The sequence below is a fragment of the Pseudoalteromonas sp. 1181_04 genome (genome assembly GCF_052850545.1).
This window is the reverse complement of the sequence record NZ_VXCS01000007.1, coordinates 124,598-141,672: the sequence shown is the minus strand read 5'-3', so window position 1 is coordinate 141,672 and position 17,075 is coordinate 124,598. Positions and strand designations below refer to the sequence as shown.

The following is a 17,075-nucleotide window of genomic DNA, read 5'->3' as shown; positions in this document are numbered from 1 at the left end:
GTTTAGGCTGCTAACTACACTGAGTGTGATCAGATATTAAATACCTCTCACCCTTATTTAATAGCTGGTTTTGTATAACGGTAGATTTGGCAAGAGCCAATACTATCGAGGTGCAGTGATTGCACCGAACTCAACTATTCCGTTCGAACTAGGTAGTTTTGCGCGTGCGCAGCTATCGACAATTTGGAGAATACCAAATGGCTTTAATCAGTATGCGACAACTTCTTGATCATGCAGCTGAACATGGTTATGGCGTACCAGCATTTAACGTTAATAACCAAGAGCAGATCCGCGCTATTATGATGGCGGCTGACAAAACTAACAGCCCAGTAATTGTACAAGGTTCAGCTGGCGCTCGTGCCTATGCTGGTGCCCCATTTATACGTCATATGATTTTAGCTGCGATTGAAGAGTGGCCACATATTCCAGTGGTAATGCATCAAGATCACGGTACCTCACCTGGCGTTTGCCAACGTTCAATTCAATTAGGTTTTTCATCAGTGATGATGGATGGCTCGTTAATGAGCGATGGTAAAACACCATCATCATATGAGTATAACGTTGATGTAACGCGTAAAACTGTTGAACTTGCACACTCTTGTGGTGTGTCTGTTGAAGGCGAGTTAGGTGTGCTAGGCTCACTTGAAACTGGCGAAGCTGGCGAAGAAGATGGCGTTGGTGCTGAAGGTAAACTAACCACAGATCAAATGTTAACCGATCCAGAAGAAGCGGCCGATTTTGTAAGTAAAACCCATGTTGATGCCTTAGCGATTGCGTGTGGTACTTCACACGGCGCGTATAAATTTACACGTCCGCCAACGGATGATATTTTGGCGATTGATCGTATTAAAGCGATCCACGCACGTATTCCTAACACTCACTTAGTTATGCACGGTTCGTCATCAGTGCCGCAAGAATGGCTTGAAATCATCAACCAATATGGTGGTGAGATCCCAGAAACCTATGGTGTGCCAGTTGAGCAGATCGTTGAGGGAATTAAGTTTGGTGTGCGTAAAGTAAATATCGATACAGACTTACGATTAGCATCTACAGGGGCTATTCGTCGCCATCTTGCGCTTAATCCAGCAAACTTTGATCCACGTAAGTATTTAGCTGAAGCGACAAAAGCAATGACAGAGATCTGTGTTGCACGTTATGAGTCATTTGGTACAGCGGGTCAAGCAGGTAAGATCAAACCAATCTCACTTGATGAGATGCACCTTAAATATTTAACGGGTGAATTAGATCCGAAAATTAAATAATTTAATTTATTAAGTTATAAAACAGCCAGTAGTGTTAAAGCTACTGGCTTTTTTATGCCTGATCGTAAAAGATCATTATTTTACCAAGCAGGGGCTTTGGGATCATTGCTTTACTAACTGTGCTTTGTTGAGATCAGATTTTTACTAAGGATCAGCTTGATTGGCAGAGGTTTTGTTATAAAAATAGCCATTTCAAAGCTTTGTTGTATAAATGATCAACAACTTATGGCTTTAGCTAGGTAAAACACTGATCCCAGATCTAACTCGGTTGGTAAACGAATGATCCCTGAAATGAAACTTGGTAGGATTTTGATCTCTGTTAATGATCGCCGATGTTAATAGGCGTTTTAATTGAGTTAGAGTATGAAGATGCTTTCGTGGCTTACATCGTGATACTGTATAGTTGATTATTGAAAGGGGAATTTAATACAAAGTAGTAATGTAGCAATTATAAAGTATGATTTTTAAATGTGAAATTTGATAATGCATGCTAATTATGTACCTTAAAAAGGTTTATTTTGCATTTTTTACCCCGCATTTCGATTTACACGTTACACTTTCATAAAAATGTCATACTTAGTCATAATAATGAAAACTAGTTCGATAACGAAAGAGATAAATTGGAATGTCACGTAAAGTACTTGTCGTCGATGACGAAGCACCGATCAGAGAGATGCTGGTTTTTGTATTAGAGCAAAATGGTTTTCAAGCAATTGAAGCGGAAGATTACGATTCAGCCATTGCAGCGATGGTAGAGCCTTATCCAGATATGGTGTTATTAGATTGGATGCTACCAGGTGGTAGTGGAATTCAAATTGCTAAAAAGTTTAAGCAAAGTGAATATACTCGCCAAATTCCTATTATTATGCTGACTGCTCGCGGCGAAGAAGAAGATAAAGTTCGCGGTCTTGAAGTCGGTGCTGATGATTATGTTACTAAACCATTTTCACCAAAAGAATTAATGGCGCGTATTAAAGCCGTTATTCGTCGTGTGTCGCCTACTTCATTGGAAGAAGCGATTGATGTACATGGTTTACGTCTTGATCCTATTTCACACCGTGTTACCTCTGAAGGTAGCGAGTTGGATATGGGACCGACAGAATTTCGCTTATTGCATTTCTTTATGACTCATCCTGAACGTGTTTATAGCCGTGAACAGCTACTAGATAACGTATGGGGGACTAATGTCTATGTTGAAGATAGAACCGTAGACGTGCATATTCGTCGCTTACGCAAAGCGATTGCACCGCTTGGTCATGACCGTTTAGTACAAACTGTACGTGGTGCAGGCTATCGTTTTTCCAGTAAATTATAAGTGTCATGGAGATGACCAAGCCAATAATTAATTTTGGCTTAAATTTACTTACTCTAAGGTAAAGTGAGTGTATGTATCGAGTTGTTAATAAGCAGGCGTTAGCAAAGCGTCTGTTTATCTATTTCCTACCTTTATTATTAATTGGCGTGCTTATTGGTGCGCCATTTTTGCTTTTATTTTTAGGATCTTTTTCACTGCTTGTTTGGCATTATCATCAACTCTATCGGCTCAGTGATTGGCTATTGAATCAACGTAGTTTTAATCCACCTGAAGGCGAGGGGGCATGGGAGCAAGTATTTGAAGGGATCTACCATTTACAACATCGCAACCGTAAAAAACGTAATGAATTAGCTGATTTGATCCGTCGTTTTCGCGATGGCGCAGAAGCAGTGCCTGATGCGGTTATTGTTCTACAACGTGATTTAAGTATTGTTTGGTGTAATCAACTAGCTTTGAAAGTGCTTGGATTACAGTGGCCAGCGGATCATGGTCAACGGCTTGACAACCTTATTCGCGATCCTAAATTTGCAAAATACATGCAAACGGAATTGTTTGATGAAGCATTAGAACTTGAAAGTGGTCACAGTGTTGAGCAAGTTTTAGAGTTTCGGGTAATGCCATATGCCAGCTCACAATTAATGGTTGTTGTGCGTGATGTCACGCGACTGAAGCAACTTGAGCAAATGCGCAAAGACTTTGTTGCCAATGTATCTCATGAGCTACGTACGCCATTAACCGTTGTTACTGGTTACTTAGAAATGTTTGATGGCGATATGGTGCCACCACCGGCAATGTGGAATAAAGCACAAGGTACTATGCTTGAACAGTGTAAACGCATGGATAGCTTGGTAAATCAGCTATTGTCGTTATCACGTATTGAAGGCGCTCGACGTCAAGATAATGATAAAGCGATCAATGTACCGCAGTTACTTAGCTATATTAGGACTGAAGCACAATCATTGAATCAAGACAAAGGGCATGAGTTGATATTTGATATTGATGCTAACGTCGATATAAAAGGCGCTGAAGAGGAGCTGCGCAGTGCCTTCTCTAATTTAGTGTTTAATGCTATTCATTACACCAAGGCGGGCGGTAAAATAATCGTAAGCTGGAAGCTAAAAGATAATCAAGCGTACTTTTCAGTAGTTGATAATGGCGATGGTATTGCACCAGAGCATATTAATCGTTTAACTGAGCGTTTTTATCGGGTTGATAAAGCACGTAGTCGTACCACCGGTGGCTCAGGGCTGGGTTTAGCCATCACCAAACATGTATTAACTCGTCACGATAGCCAATTGATAATTAAAAGTAAATTAGGCGAAGGATCATGTTTTTCGTTTGCTTTTAGTCGTGAAAAAACAGTGCTATTAAATAATTGAGCCAAAAAGCCAAAGTCATAAAAGTGTCATTTTAGAGTAATCTAACTGTCATCTATTCTCTTTAGAGTAGACGACAGTTAAGAAATGGACGAACAAAATCGGAGCAACCTAATGAGATTTAAAAACCTAGTAGCCGCAATGGGTGTGGCAGTAACAACATTTGTATCTGCACAAGCAATGGCAGTAGATACAGTTATTCCTGAGTATCAAAAAACCAGTGGTATTTCAGGTAATTTTTCATCTGTGGGCTCTGATACTTTAGCCAACATGATGACCTTTTGGGCTGAAGAATATAAACGTATTTACCCAAATGTGAACATCCAAATTCAAGCGGCTGGTTCATCTACTGCGCCACCGGCATTGACAGAAGGCACAGCAAACTTTGGCCCGATGAGCCGCAGAATGAAATCAAAAGAAATCGAAGCGTTTGAAAAACGTTACGGTTATAAACCTACTGAAGTACGTGTAGCGATTGATGCATTGGCAGTATTTGTTCATAAAGACAATCCAATTGAAGGTTTACGTATCGACCAAATCGATGCGATTTTCTCTTCAACTCGTAAATGTGGTGCTGATGCAGATGTGACTCGTTGGAGTGATGTAGGTTTAACGGGGAATTGGGCTGCAAAAGACATTCAGCTTTATGGCCGTAATTCTGTATCTGGTACTTACGGATACTTTAAAAACAAAGCGCTATGTAAAGGTGACTTCCGTAACAACGTGAACGAGCAACCAGGTTCAGCATCGGTAGTGCAATCAATTTCTTCATCAGTGAATGCAATTGGTTACTCAGGTATCGGTTATAAAACATCAGGCGTACGTACTGTACCACTGGCGAAAAAAGGCGATAACTTTGTTGATGCAACACTTGAAAATGTAGCAACAGGTAAATACCCACTGTCGCGCTTTTTATATGTTTATGTGAATAAACACCCGAATAAACCGCTTGCACCTATTGAAGCAGAGTTTTTAAAAATGGTGTTATCACAAGATGGCCAAAAAATTGTAGAGAAAGATGGTTATGTACCACTTTCTGGCAAGATGGCAATGGGCGAACTTAAGAAGCTAGGTCTTCTTTAAACTTAACGCCAACTATGAGTTAATAAAAAACCGCGCAATGTAAATTGCGCGGTTTTTTTATATCAACTAGGTTCAGGTTAGTTAAACAGCTTCTTTTTGAGCTGTTGATGGGCATTTAAAACGCGTTTACGTTTACTTAAACCTTGGCGCTTAAAGCTCTGAATTGGCATTACGCTAGGTTGCTCTTGCCCCAATGTAGGGATTGTAAAGTTAGCAACATCATCATTCGGTAATGCTATTTCTTGCTCATGTACACGTAAGGCTGCAAGGGTGTCGTTATTATCAACTTCACTCGGGCAAATAAATATGCCCATTTTACGTAATTTAACCCCTAAGCCTATGCTACTTGAATATCGTACAATTGGGGCTGCTAAGATCAATCCAACTAAGATCGGCGATAACCACCAAAAGAATACAGGCGTAAAGTAATAAGCAATACCGCCCCAAGCTAAGGCGATTAAGGTTGATAGTAATGTGTAACCTATCGCTTCTTGCCACGGAACCATGCGGCCTGATCGAGGCTGGGCGTCCCACGTTACTTTTTTACCTAAAAATACACACACCACAAAGTAGCTATGAAAAACCATCATCAGCGGGGCGATAATAATGGCAAACACGGTTTCAATGATTGAGCCTAAAATTAATTTAAATGAGCCGCCAAATTGTTTATTACGATGGATCAGTGTGACAATAATCCCCATTAATTTCGGTAATAATAACAACACAATTGTGACAAAAAGCAACGAGTTAATTAATTCTGTTTTTGCTATTTGCCAAGTCGGAAATAATTGATACGCCTGATTAAAATAGACATTACTGTTTAGTGCGCGGGTGACCGCATCTATGGTACTTAGCACTAACATTGATAACCAAATTAATGATGAAATATATGCCGTTGCACCTAATAAAAAGTGCAGCTTGCTGATTATTTTTAAACCCGACGCAGGTAACAAACCTAAATGTTGAATGTTGCCTTGCACCCAACGCCTGTCGCGAATAGCGTAATCTAAAATATTACTCGGTACTTCTTCGTAGCTACCTTGTATATCACTGAGTAATAATACATCCCAGCCAGAACGATGCAGCAACGATGCTTCGACAAAGTCATGGCTTAAAATTTCGCCGCCGAAAGGGGCATTACCTTTGAGCACCGGTAAACCGCAGCAATCAATAAACGCTTTAACCCGAATGACGGCATTGTGTCCCCAGTAATTAGCGTGATTAGTCTGCCAAAAAGCTGAACCGGTTGCTAGCATTGGACTATAAAGTACTGACGCAAACTGTAGAAAGCGACCAAAGAAGGTATCTTGCCTAACAGGGATCGGAATCGTTTGAATAAGCCCAGCTTGTGGATTGTTGATCATGCTGCTGGTGAGCTCAAGCATACACTGACCCGTCATGATACTATCTGCATCAAGTACAATCATGTGCTCGTATTTACTGCCCCAACGCTCGCAAAAGTCAGTTAAGTTACCTACTTTACGGTGTTTGTTATCTTCACGGCGGCGGTAAAAAGTTTGTTTGGCAAAATCACCTAGGCGTTCGGTCAAGGCATGCCACGCTTTTAGCTCATTGTTAGCTATTTCTTTATCTTGTGTATCACTTAATAAGTAGAAATCAAAATGCGCAAATTGGCCTGTTTTTATCAGTGAACGTAAGCTCACTTCAAAACCTGCGATAACTCGCTGTGTATCTTCATTGTAGATAGGCATAACGACAGCAGTTCTGGTTTTACTCAATGCTTGCTGATCAATTTCGATTGCTTTTTGGCGCGTCAGTGTCAGCGGGTCAATTCTAAATAATTGTAAAATAAATCCCATACAGCCACTGCAAAATGCGGTCACAATCCAAGTAAAGGTAATTGAAAACAGCGCAAGTAATGCATACTCTAGCGGGGTCATGCCATTTGAATTTAAAATATCAAACATGATCCACATACCATAAGCTGAGATGGCTAACACTAACAGTGAAAAAAGCCATACACGAGTCTTTTTAAAAGGCATTGTACTGTTACTCGACGTCATTTGGATACCAGACATAACTCCATACCTCGCTAACTTCTTTGTCACGTAGTGTTAATGATAAGCGCATGTCTACAGGCTTACCGCCCTCTGGCGCGACTTTAAAAGCAACACGCCATCCTTCATTATTTGGTAATTGTTGAACTGTTTTATCGCTTATTTCACCTGAATTTAGGGTCAAATTAGCAAGCAATTTTAGTTTGGCTGACAAGTTGTTAATATTGTCACCAGTGAAGTCAACCGTAAATTGGCGATGACTTTTTGGTGGTGGATTTTCTTCACCGGGTAATGCAGCACTGCCAATGCGAGTGCGTAAAACTCGGGCTTTATCTTGGCTTGCAAGCGCCGCGTTAAATGTTGACAATTTATAACTAAAACTAAGTGTTTCACCTGCTTTAAGTGGTTGCTCTGGTACCCAATAGCTAACGATATTGTCATTGGTCTCGGTATCAGTCGGTATTTCTACTAACTCAACTCGACCATTTCCCCATTGTCCTTGTGGTTCAATCCACAGGCTTGGGCGGGCATGATAATGTGCCTCAGTATCGAGATAGTTATTAAACTCACGGTCGCGCTGTGCTAGTCCAAAACCTTTTGGATTGTCATAACCAAATGACGTTACACTAAGCTGTTTAGGGTTATTTAGCGGACGCCACACCCATTTATTGTCTTGTGATTGCATTAGTAAACCATCAGAGTCATGTACTTCTGGTCGGTAATCATCAAAGAATTTAGTGCTATTTTCGCCGTGGTAAAACATGCTTGTAAGCGGTGCTATACCTAGTTTTTTGATATCTTCTCGGGCGAATATTTGCATTTTAGTTGTTACTTCAGTTGCTGTTGATGGACTGATCTCAAAACGATATGCGCCAGTAACAGAAGGACTATCAAGTAATGCATATAGCACAATATGTGTGTCTTCAGGTTTTGGCTTAACTAACCAAAACTCTTTAAATACTGGAAACTCTTCACCAGAGCTGAGTGCTGTATCAATCGCTAGGCCACGTGCTGAAATACCATACACTTGATCAGGGCCCACTATGCGAAAATATGAAGCGCCTTGAAATACAGCAACTTCATCTTTGTAGTCGTTATTGTTTAGAGGAAAGTGTAATCTAAAACCGGCATGCCCCAACTGAGTGGTGCCTAAAGCCGCGGTAATTTCCTGCTCAAGTGGTGCTGCGGTGCCATCATAGAGGTAGTAATCAGTTTTAAATGGTAGATTTTTTACCTTTGCATCAGCATCAACTGTGTTAATCGCGATAGGGTTTTTATAGAGAAAACCTGGATGGAATAACTGTACCTCATATAAACTTTCATCTTTCCAGATCGCATGATCTTGACGAAAACGAATCGCTCTATAGTCCTGATAATTAATATTATTTAACGCATCAACAGCAATTACGGGAGCTGCTACGTAGTCTTTGGCAGCCAGTTGTTTGGCTCTAGCTGTTACCACCGCAAATAATTTTTCAGAAGGGATTGTAAGCAAAGTTGGCTGTGTAGTTGGTACAGCATCAGCAGTATCCGCATCAGATTTTGTTATTGGTTGTTCTGCCGCACTGACATTACATGCACACAAGGCTAATAATGCACTTAATAATGCCCTCTTTTTAAATGATGGATACAGAGCTGCCCGCGTTATCGTTTCCATGAGGTTTTTTCCTTTAGCCGTTATCTGGTTAATTTTAAAATGCTTTAGTTAGTTGAATTCAAGTTTTCAAAAAACGAACCTAAAATAAACTTATATATTTCAATGACTTTATATTTATTAGTATCGTAGAGGGTGTACTTTCTTTGTGTAAGCTGGAAATAATTACACGCAATGTATGACTACTTCTTACTAATATAAGTAGATATTACTAAACTAAACCTTGCTCTAAGGTGAATGGCAGAAAAATCACGATGGTTGGATGTAGAAAGTTTGCCTAAAGTAGGCGCAGGGGCGAGGAAACTTGCCAATCATGATAATTGGCAAGTTAATATCAGTTATTGCACATTACCTAAAGCTTGAGCATTTTCTTTGCATTGGTTATAGGCTTCAATACATTTGGTATTACATACTTTATATACCATGCCTTCGCCGGTACTTTGCTGTTCGCAGTTCACTTCACATTGATAATTCTGTTGTGCGCATTGCTGCATTTCTGGGTTTTCTATTTGGTTTTGACACCCAGCTAATATGCCTATACACAGCGAAATGCTTGATAATTTTAATAATGAATTCATGCTTATCCCAATTATTGTTATGTAATATCAACGAGCAGATTGTCTATTAGCCTTACTGGCCCTAAGAAGGCTGCCGCCAAAATCACTAGTTGACTATCATTGAGTGTAGCTTTTTTTAAGGTATCGCGCTGAGCTATTTCAAAGTAGTCAATTTTGAGCCCTGCTTGCTCTAGTTGCTGCTTTGCTTGTCGGCATATGTCGTCAAAATCACGCTGCCCCGAGTTTAACTGTTCTGCGCTCCAATTAAGGGTTTTAAATAGCACTGTCGCTGTTTCTTTTTGAGCTTCTGATAAGTAGCCATTGCGAGAGCTCATAGCCAACCCTGACACTTCACGGCTGGTTGCAACGCCAATAATTTCTACTGGAATTGACAGGTCATGAGCCATGGTTTTAATCACTTGCAACTGTTGATAGTCTTTTTCACCAAAGCACGCATAGTCAGGCTGTACTAAGTTAAATAATTTAGTAACCACCGTTGCTACACCGCGAAAATGACCTGGACGTGATCCGCCGCAATAACCCATTGATATATTTGGTACATCGACAAAGCTTTGCGCATCTAAACCGTTAGGGTAAATGGCTTCCACACTTGGGGTAAATACAATATCAGTACCAAGCTCTGCCAGTCCTTGTTTATCCGCAATGAGGGTGCGCGGGTAGTTATCAAGATCTTCGTTGACACCAAATTGCATTGGGTTTACAAAAATACTAACCACGACTTTATCAGCCATGTTTTTGGCTTTCTCAACGAGTGAAAAATGCCCTTGATGTAGATTACCCATAGTTGGCACTAGTGCTACACTAAGCCCGGCTTGGCGCCATGCTTTAATTTGACTACGTAATGATTTTATTTCAGTGATCGACTGCATTATTTAAACTCATGTTCCGTGCTTGGAAAAGCACCACTTTTAACGTCGCTACAATATTTTTTAACCGCATCCGGCATATTGCCTGTTTCGAGTAAAAAGTTTTTAGAAAATTTAGGGATGTAACCTGCTGAAATGCCAACTAAGTCATGCATGACTAGAATTTGGCCATCAGTTTGATTACCTGCACCAATACCAATGGTAGGAATATTAACCGCGTCAGTAATTAATTTGGCAAGTTCAGATGGAATACATTCAAGAACCAGCATTTGTGCGCCTGCCGCGGCAAGCGCCTGAGCATCGCTAATCATTTTTTGTGCTTGTTGTTCACTACGGCCTTGGATTTTAAAACCACCAAACACATGTACTGATTGCGGTGTTAAGCCTAAATGTCCACATACCGGTATACCTTGTTGAGTCAGCGCAACAACTGAGTCATACAGCCATTCGCCCCCCTCAAGTTTGACCATGTTAGCGCCAGCTCGCATTAACTCTGCTGCATTTTTACAGCTCTCGGCTGGGCTTGAATAGGTCATAAATGGCATATCTGCAATGACGAATAAATCACGGCTCCCGGCGCGTACGCTGCGAGTATGATAGGCAATATCTTGATTGGTAACAGCCAGTGTATCGTCGCCGCCTTGTAACACCATGCCTAACGAATCACCGACTAAAATAACGTCTACGCCGTTATCGTGAAATAACTTTGCAAAGCTGGCATCGTAGGCCGTTAATGCCGTAATTTTTTGTTGGTCTGCTTTCATTTTATTGAGCGTAGAAACGGTTATTTTAGACATAGTATCCTCGTAGGCAACAGCCTGAAATTAATTACAGAGGTAATTGTTGTAATTCGTTTAGTGCCAAATTAGTGCTAATACTGTGAAGTAATGTACCATTTGGCAGCGTAATATTTGGGGCTATTTCAAGTAGCGGGTAAACCACAAACTCGCGTTCAGTTAGACCATAATGTGGCACAATTAAACGCTCGCTATTAATGACTTGATCACCAAATAATAAAATATCAATATCTAAGGTGCGCGGCCCCCAGCGCTGTGCTTTTCGTACTCGGCCGTGTTCAAGTTCTATCTGTTGTGTTAAATCAAGCAACTGCTCAGGTAATAGCGTGGTTTTTAGCGCCGCAACAGCGTTAACGTAGTCAGGTTGATCTTGCGGGCCCATCGGTTTACTCGCGTAATAATGCGATACACCAATAAACTCGCAATCAGCCAATGCACGCAGTGCTGCAACAGCATGATCTAGCTGAGTACGAGGGGCGTTTAAATTAGCCCCTAAACCAAGGTAGACGGTTTCCATGATCATTCAGCCGCTGGTTTTGGGCTGCGTCGGCGAGTACGACGACGGCCTTTTGTTGCGCCTTGCGTACCTAACGCTTTAACTAGCTCTTTTTGACCATTGATGTCTTGTTTTAAATAGTCAGTCCACCAGTTAACTAATTGCTGATGCTGTTTTTCACCGGCCTGTACGCGCAAGAGTAAAAAGTCATACGCAGCTTTAAAACGTGGTTGCTGTGTAAGGCGATATGCACGTTGTCCTGAGCGTTTATCTAAGCGGTGTTGAATATGCCAGATATCACGAGCGCCAAGAGTAAAGCGTTTTGGTACGGCAATATGTTGGGCATTATCACTGAGTACTTTGTTCATACCTTGAGCGAAGGCATCGTATTCAGATAGTTGCTCTTGTTCTTGCAGTGCTTTAGTGATCTGCAATAATGGGAACCATAACAATGCAGCAAAAATAAATGCTGGAGTTACTTTTTTCTCCGCATTAATACGTTCATCTGTATTACGGAACATCTGTTGAATTAAAGCGAACTCTAAGCCATCAGGATTACTATCTAAAATACTATCAAGGGCTGGAAATAATGATTTAAAAAGGCCATATTTACGTAGCATTAAAAAGTTTGCTTCGGCCTTGCCATTTAAAAACAGTTTCAGTGTTTCTTCAAATAACCGCGCTGCAGGTATATTATCTAACAGGCTTGCTAATTCATTTAATGGTTGCTCGGTTGCCGGTGCAATCGACATATCGAGTTTGGTTGCAAAGCGAACTGCGCGTAGCATACGCACAGGATCTTCGCGGTAACGGGTTGCTGGATCACCAATCATCTCGATTTGTCGAGCGTTAATAGCGGCTAAGCCATTAGCATAATCATGGATTGAAAAATCATTAATTGAATAATATAACGCATTGATTGAAAAATCGCGGCGTTCAGCATCTTCTTCAATACTACCAAAAACGTTATCGCGCAGCAGTTGTCCTTGGTCACTCGATTGGCTAATTTGGTTTTTATCTTCAGGCGCTTCGTGATGACCACGCATGGTGGCCACTTCGATTATTTCACGACCAAAAACAATGTGTGCTAAACGAAAACGACGGCCAATTAAGCGGCAATTACGAAATAGCTTTTTAACCTGATCAGGAGTGGCATTGGTGACCACATCAAAATCTTTTGGTTGTTGACCTAACAAAATATCACGAATGCAACCACCAACAAGGTAGGCATCAAAGCCTCCGTCTTTCAGGCGATATAATACCTTGATTGCATTTGGGCTAAATTGTTTGCGAGAAATACCATGCTCATTGCGTCCAACTATTAAAGGCTGCGCAGAGACTTGGGTATGTTCGGCTGTTACAGAGGCGGTTGGGCCAATAATTTGCCGACAAAATTGAAAAAGCTTGGAAATAATAATCTGTCTCCTACAGAATTCGGTTATTTGATGGACGCCATCAAAAATCAAACCAAGTATAGCCTCACTTTACTATTAACTGCACATGTGTTGCGTTTACTTGGTAATACCTATGGTATTAGAGTCTTGTTTATTCTAGTCAGTTAAACAGTCATTGCTAGGGTTAAAATTTTCTAGCATCACGATGCTGGAAATTATTATCCTGTTATTGGGCTACTTGACTGCTGAATCGTGTACAACCTTAACGCAATTGGTATTAATTAAATGAATTGCACATTTAAGGTGGGCTATCATATACCAGCACAGCTTAAAAATTAAGTTGAAGGCCTTAAAATTAGCCTTTTTTAGTGAATTTTTATTTGTTTAAATGCGTAAAGGCGATTGTATGGCTGTGCGGGTTTTGCGAAATTTGAATTTGTGTCATTTTAGGGACGTTTTGCAAGTTGTAATTGTCTACTGCCCAAGCTAGCATTTGCTCGATATTTAGTTCAAGTAATTCATCTTTGGGCGCCAATCCTAAAAATTCGAATGCACTCAGCAAAGCCGGTTTGGGGTTACTTTTGCTAATAGCTGGGGCATAGTTTTGTTTTGATAATTTAAACCCAGGTTTAGCGACTGCTAATGGTAAATGTGCGTAATGGGGGGCCGTGGCAGCTAATTGTTTAAATAAACTCAATTGGCGTGCGGTTGGTTCAAGCAAGTCTGCGCCGCGTACGACATGAGTGATACCTTGGGCAATATCGTCTGCGACCACCACTAGTTGATAAGCAAATAGCCCATCACTGCGCTTTATTAAGTAATCTTCGTGGGCGAGATCATGAGCTACATTTATCTCACCTTGAATGAGATCATGGTATTGGCATGTAGCATGTTGCTGAATTAACCGTAGTGCGCTGCTGTTCTGACTATGCTTTAAATGACGACAATGGCCTTGATAAATACCGCCAAGCGCTTTAATTTCTTTGCGCGAGCAGTGGCAAGCATAAATTAGGTGCTGGTTATTTAGATTATTAATGGTATGCGCATACAAGTCATGGCGTTGAGTTTGATAGACTACGTCTTCATCCCAGTACAAACCATAGGCTTCTAAGGTATTGAGAATATCCTTAGTGGCGCCGTCTACAACACGTGTGGTGTCGATATCTTCAATACGGACTAACCAAGTGCCTTGGTTGCTTTTCGCGTCAAGGTAGCTGCCCACAGCCGCCACAAGAGAACCAAAATGAAGTGGTCCAGAAGGTGACGGCGCAAAGCGACCGCGATAGTTGCGCATAGGCGCAGTAACGGCTGTGGTAGACATTGATTAATTACTAGTAACTAACCACGTCCAGATTGTTTTTCTTTGATTTCCGCAAGCGTTTTACAGTCTACGCATAAGTCAGCTGTAGGACGTGCTTCTAAACGGCGGATACCAATTTCAATCCCGCACGAATCACAAAAACCAAAATCATCTTCTTTGATTAATTGGATCGTTTTTTCAATTTTTTTGATCAGTTTACGTTCACGGTCACGAGTACGAAGTTCTAAAGAGAACTCTTCTTCTTGTGCTGCGCGGTCAACTGGATCAGGGAAGTTAGCTGCTTCGTCTTGCATATGCGATTTAGTACGGTCAACTTCATTGCGTAAATCGTTGCGCCATGCTTCCAAAATAGTTTTGAAATGAGTGCGTTGTGCATCATTCATATACTCTTCGCCCGGCTTTTCCTGGTATGGTTCTAATCCGGCCTGAGCCAATAACCCTAATTTTTTTTGGTCTGGCATAACTTTCTCCTAAATCCTTAATATAATGCCCAGCATGAGCCGGCGGCTATAAATAACAGAATCCTATGGCCTAGGCAAATTTATTTTTCATTAATTAGTCTTACTTAAACCGCATCAATAAAATTAAAAAAGGTACGATAAGTGGTTTTTACACCGATTACTTTTAAATAAGTGCTTAAAAACTTGCCTTGTTATATGGGCGAAAACCTTAAAAACAAGTCGCTTTTAATTAAAAGTAAGCTTTTCTGTTAGTGTAATTTCAGCGCTCGAAATATCGGCTTTATAAGCAACTACTTCGACACCTTTAGTTATTGCTAAATCAACTAGTTGGGCGTACTTTTCGTCAATGTGGCGCGCCGCACTAACTTGCTTAATCCCTTGATGTAATACAGCAAACAGCAGCACTGCACGGTGGCCTTGTGCAACCATTTCAATTAATTCACGAATATGTTTTTGACCGCGAAGAGTTTCGGCATCAGGGAAGTAACCTTGGCCACTTTGTGGATCATTTTGACTGAGTAAAGTGACAGATTTTACTTCTACATAGCAGTCTGGGCGTTGGGGAGCTGTCAGTAAAAAATCGATACGGCTATTTTCATCACCATATTTAACCTCTGGCTGTATTTTAATGTAGCCGCTAAGCTCGCTGATTAGCGCTGCGTGCAGTGCTTCTGCAACGATTTTATTCGCGATTGCCGTATTGACACAGATCAGATGGCCAAACTGGTTTTGCGTCAATTCTAATGAATGAGGATATTTTCTTTTTTGATTGTTACTGGTGGAATAAAAGGCTGCAAAATCAGGCTCCGCGCAACCAGTCATTTTACCTGTGTTGGCACAATGGGCGGTAAACTCTGAGCCATCGCTAAGGCGTAAATCGGCTAAAAAACGTTTGTAGCGTTTGATCAAAGTAGCGTGTTGGAGTGGTGTTGTATATTTCATTATTTTAGTTATTTGGTCTCAAGCAGTTGGGAAGTTGTTGTGGCTATAGTAAACTCATCGTCACAATTTTAGCGCAAAGAGTATTCTAACATGTCTGAAAAATTTGTTGTTCAATTAAGCGAGCAGGGTGCTGCATCGCATTGGGGCGAAACCGCCACGTTATCTTTTAATGAGCACGGTGCAACGGTTCATTTATCTGAACAAGAAACATTAGTAAATGTACAAAAAGCCGCGCGCAGTATTGCCAATCAAGGCGTTAAAAATGTCGTGCTAGCTGGTGATTGCTGGTGTACAGAAACACAGTGGGCTTTTTATCAAGGGTTTGTATCGCCTAAGTCATTACACGGTGTTGAATTTGCTGAAAATGCTAAAACAGATAGCCAAGAGCTTGCTTCATTACTTCGTTCTGCTACTTGGGCGCGTGAAATGATCAATGGCACGGCGGATGACATTTTCCCTGAAAGTTTAGCTGGTAAAGCTGCTGAATTTATTCAATCACTAGCTCCTGAACACGTGAGCTATCAAATCATCAAAGGTGATGCGCTACTTGAGCAGCAGTGGATTGGTATCCATGCTGTTGGTCGCGGTAGTGAGCGCCCGCCTGTATTACTTGCACTTGATTACAATCCAACTGGCGATGAAAATGCGCCTGTGGATGCAGCGCTTGTTGGTAAGGGGATTACTTTTGACTCTGGCGGTTATTCAATTAAAGCCAGCGAAGGTATGTTAGGTATGAAGTGCGACATGGGCGGTGCTGCAACGGTTACCGCAGGTTTGGCATTGGCTATTAGTCGCGGTATTAATAAACGTATTAAACTGTTTTTATGCTGTGCTGAGAACCTTATTTCAGGCCATGCATATAAGCTGGGTGATATCCTTACCTATAAAAACGGCACGACAGTTGAGATTGTTAACACTGACGCTGAAGGACGCTTAGTACTTGCTGATGGCTTAATGGCTGCAGCTGAAACAGGTGCTCCTTTAATTATTGATGCGGCGACACTAACAGGCGCTGCGCTAGTTGCTGTTGGTCAAGAGTACAATGCCTTATTTGGACTTGATAAAGAGTTTGTACGTGAAGTTGAAGGCTTTGCTGGACAAGAAATGGAAGGCGCGTGGCCACTACCACTTGAAAAGTGGCATCAACAAAACTGTCCTTCACCATACGCTGATACAGCTAACAGCCGTGCCCAAAAAGGCGGTGGTTATGGTGGTGCATCAAATGCTGCTGGTTTCTTGTCACGCTTTGTACCAAACGACGGCAAAGGCTGGGTGCATATGGATTTAGCGGCAGCGTTTAATATGGGTAGCACGAGTCAATGGGCTGCGGGCGCGACAACAGTCGGGATGCGCACAGTTGCACGTACTTTACTAGAAAAAGCGTAATCTTGAATATGTTTAAAAAAGCGCCGTTTTAGGCGCTTTTTTGTTGGCTATAAAAATGTAATTACAAACAGAAACAAGCTTTTTTAGTTTATTTGCGCTAAAATCTCGCCCCACTTTTGCATTTCA

15 protein-coding genes are annotated in these 17,075 nt (G+C 41.2%); 5 read left to right on the top strand and 10 right to left on the bottom strand.

Annotated features, from left to right (window positions below; translation table 11 throughout):
- The first annotated feature begins 197 nt into the window (after positions 1-197).
- From fba to FW757_RS07665, 4 genes are all read left to right on the top strand, one after another.
- Positions 198-1,262: a class II fructose-bisphosphate aldolase gene (gene fba, locus FW757_RS07680; RefSeq protein ID WP_145235361.1), complete on the top strand. Its 1,065-nt coding sequence runs from the start codon at positions 198-200 to the stop codon at positions 1,260-1,262.
- A 625-nt stretch (positions 1,263-1,887) separates the two neighbouring features.
- Complete coding sequence (phoB, locus tag FW757_RS07675) at positions 1,888-2,577, top strand: phosphate regulon transcriptional regulator PhoB (protein ID WP_145235364.1); 690 nt, start codon at positions 1,888-1,890, stop codon at positions 2,575-2,577.
- Between the two features lie 71 nt (positions 2,578-2,648).
- A complete protein-coding gene (gene phoR, locus FW757_RS07670) occupies positions 2,649-3,956 on the top strand; it encodes a phosphate regulon sensor histidine kinase PhoR (protein WP_446441066.1) in 1,308 nt (435 codons plus the stop codon).
- A gap of 111 nt (positions 3,957-4,067) precedes the next feature.
- The gene (locus FW757_RS07665; protein WP_145235368.1) at positions 4,068-5,036 is read left to right on the top strand and encodes a PstS family phosphate ABC transporter substrate-binding protein; all 969 of its coding nucleotides are present in this window, start codon (positions 4,068-4,070) and stop codon (positions 5,034-5,036) included.
- Between the two features lie 77 nt (positions 5,037-5,113).
- On the opposite strand, the gene mdoH is transcribed toward FW757_RS07665, so the two are convergent.
- The 10 genes from mdoH to sfsA all read right to left on the bottom strand — a co-directional run bounded on the left by mdoH (position 5,114) and on the right by sfsA (position 15,563).
- On the bottom strand, positions 5,114-7,075 hold the full coding sequence (gene mdoH, locus FW757_RS07660) for a glucans biosynthesis glucosyltransferase MdoH (protein ID WP_145235370.1): 1,962 nt from the start codon (positions 7,073-7,075) through the stop codon (positions 5,114-5,116).
- Entirely contained in the window at positions 7,047-8,711 is a 1,665-nt protein-coding gene (locus FW757_RS07655) for a glucan biosynthesis protein (protein WP_446441065.1), read from the bottom strand. The genes mdoH and FW757_RS07655 overlap by 29 nt, the downstream gene beginning before the upstream one ends.
- Before the next feature lie 335 nt (positions 8,712-9,046).
- Positions 9,047-9,286 carry a hypothetical protein gene (locus FW757_RS07650; RefSeq protein WP_149982117.1) on the bottom strand — a complete coding sequence of 80 codons (240 nt, stop codon included), beginning with the start codon at positions 9,284-9,286 and terminating at the stop codon, positions 9,047-9,049.
- Positions 9,287-9,303: 17 nt separating this feature from the next.
- Positions 9,304-10,155: a pantoate--beta-alanine ligase gene (panC, locus tag FW757_RS07645; protein ID WP_182739831.1), complete on the bottom strand. Its 852-nt coding sequence runs from the start codon at positions 10,153-10,155 to the stop codon at positions 9,304-9,306.
- A complete protein-coding gene (gene panB, locus FW757_RS07640; RefSeq protein WP_149982115.1) occupies positions 10,155-10,949 on the bottom strand; it encodes a 3-methyl-2-oxobutanoate hydroxymethyltransferase in 795 nt (264 codons plus the stop codon). Before panB ends, panC begins: the two co-directional genes overlap by 1 nt.
- A 31-nt stretch (positions 10,950-10,980) precedes the next feature.
- The gene (folK, locus tag FW757_RS07635) at positions 10,981-11,466 is read right to left on the bottom strand and encodes a 2-amino-4-hydroxy-6-hydroxymethyldihydropteridine diphosphokinase (RefSeq protein ID WP_149982114.1); all 486 of its coding nucleotides are present in this window, start codon (positions 11,464-11,466) and stop codon (positions 10,981-10,983) included.
- 2 nt (positions 11,467-11,468) lie between these two features.
- A complete protein-coding gene (gene pcnB / locus FW757_RS07630) occupies positions 11,469-12,908 on the bottom strand; it encodes a polynucleotide adenylyltransferase PcnB (protein WP_404936340.1) in 1,440 nt (479 codons plus the stop codon).
- 307 nt (positions 12,909-13,215) lie between these two features.
- Complete coding sequence (gluQRS, locus tag FW757_RS07625) at positions 13,216-14,160, bottom strand: tRNA glutamyl-Q(34) synthetase GluQRS (RefSeq protein WP_182783708.1); 945 nt, start codon at positions 14,158-14,160, stop codon at positions 13,216-13,218.
- A 17-nt stretch (positions 14,161-14,177) separates the two neighbouring features.
- On the bottom strand, positions 14,178-14,621 hold the full coding sequence (gene dksA / locus FW757_RS07620) for an RNA polymerase-binding protein DksA (RefSeq protein WP_145235383.1): 444 nt from the start codon (positions 14,619-14,621) through the stop codon (positions 14,178-14,180).
- Positions 14,622-14,846: 225 nt separating this feature from the next.
- The gene (gene sfsA / locus FW757_RS07615; protein ID WP_182783706.1) at positions 14,847-15,563 is read right to left on the bottom strand and encodes a DNA/RNA nuclease SfsA; all 717 of its coding nucleotides are present in this window, start codon (positions 15,561-15,563) and stop codon (positions 14,847-14,849) included.
- A gap of 90 nt (positions 15,564-15,653) precedes the next feature.
- Here sfsA and pepB point away from each other — a divergent pair, with 90 nt between their 5' ends.
- Positions 15,654-16,949 carry an aminopeptidase PepB gene (pepB, locus tag FW757_RS07610; RefSeq protein ID WP_145235388.1) on the top strand — a complete coding sequence of 432 codons (1,296 nt, stop codon included), beginning with the start codon at positions 15,654-15,656 and terminating at the stop codon, positions 16,947-16,949.
- Positions 16,950-17,075: the final 126 nt, after the last annotated feature.

Excerpts from the sequence above, each read along its gene's own strand:
- dksA (WP_145235383.1), bottom strand. The coding sequence starts at position 14,621 with ATGCCAGACCAAAAAAAATTAGGGTTATTGGCTCAGGCCGGATTAGAA.
- mdoH (WP_145235370.1), bottom strand. The coding sequence starts at position 7,075 with ATGTCTGGTATCCAAATGACGTCGAGTAACAGTACAATGCCTTTTAAA.
- phoB (WP_145235364.1), top strand. The coding sequence starts at position 1,888 with ATGTCACGTAAAGTACTTGTCGTCGATGACGAAGCACCGATCAGAGAG.
- panC (WP_182739831.1), bottom strand. The coding sequence starts at position 10,155 with ATGCAGTCGATCACTGAAATAAAATCATTACGTAGTCAAATTAAAGCA.
- fba (WP_145235361.1), top strand. The coding sequence starts at position 198 with ATGGCTTTAATCAGTATGCGACAACTTCTTGATCATGCAGCTGAACAT.
- FW757_RS07665 (WP_145235368.1), top strand. The coding sequence starts at position 4,068 with ATGAGATTTAAAAACCTAGTAGCCGCAATGGGTGTGGCAGTAACAACA.
- FW757_RS07650 (WP_149982117.1), bottom strand. The coding sequence starts at position 9,286 with ATGAATTCATTATTAAAATTATCAAGCATTTCGCTGTGTATAGGCATA.
- folK (WP_149982114.1), bottom strand. The coding sequence starts at position 11,466 with ATGGAAACCGTCTACCTTGGTTTAGGGGCTAATTTAAACGCCCCTCGT.
- sfsA (WP_182783706.1), bottom strand. The coding sequence starts at position 15,563 with ATGAAATATACAACACCACTCCAACACGCTACTTTGATCAAACGCTAC.
- pepB (WP_145235388.1), top strand. The coding sequence starts at position 15,654 with ATGTCTGAAAAATTTGTTGTTCAATTAAGCGAGCAGGGTGCTGCATCG.
- phoR (WP_446441066.1), top strand. The coding sequence starts at position 2,649 with ATGTATCGAGTTGTTAATAAGCAGGCGTTAGCAAAGCGTCTGTTTATC.
- panB (WP_149982115.1), bottom strand. The coding sequence starts at position 10,949 with ATGTCTAAAATAACCGTTTCTACGCTCAATAAAATGAAAGCAGACCAA.
- gluQRS (WP_182783708.1), bottom strand. The coding sequence starts at position 14,160 with ATGTCTACCACAGCCGTTACTGCGCCTATGCGCAACTATCGCGGTCGC.
- FW757_RS07655 (WP_446441065.1), bottom strand. The coding sequence starts at position 8,711 with ATGGAAACGATAACGCGGGCAGCTCTGTATCCATCATTTAAAAAGAGG.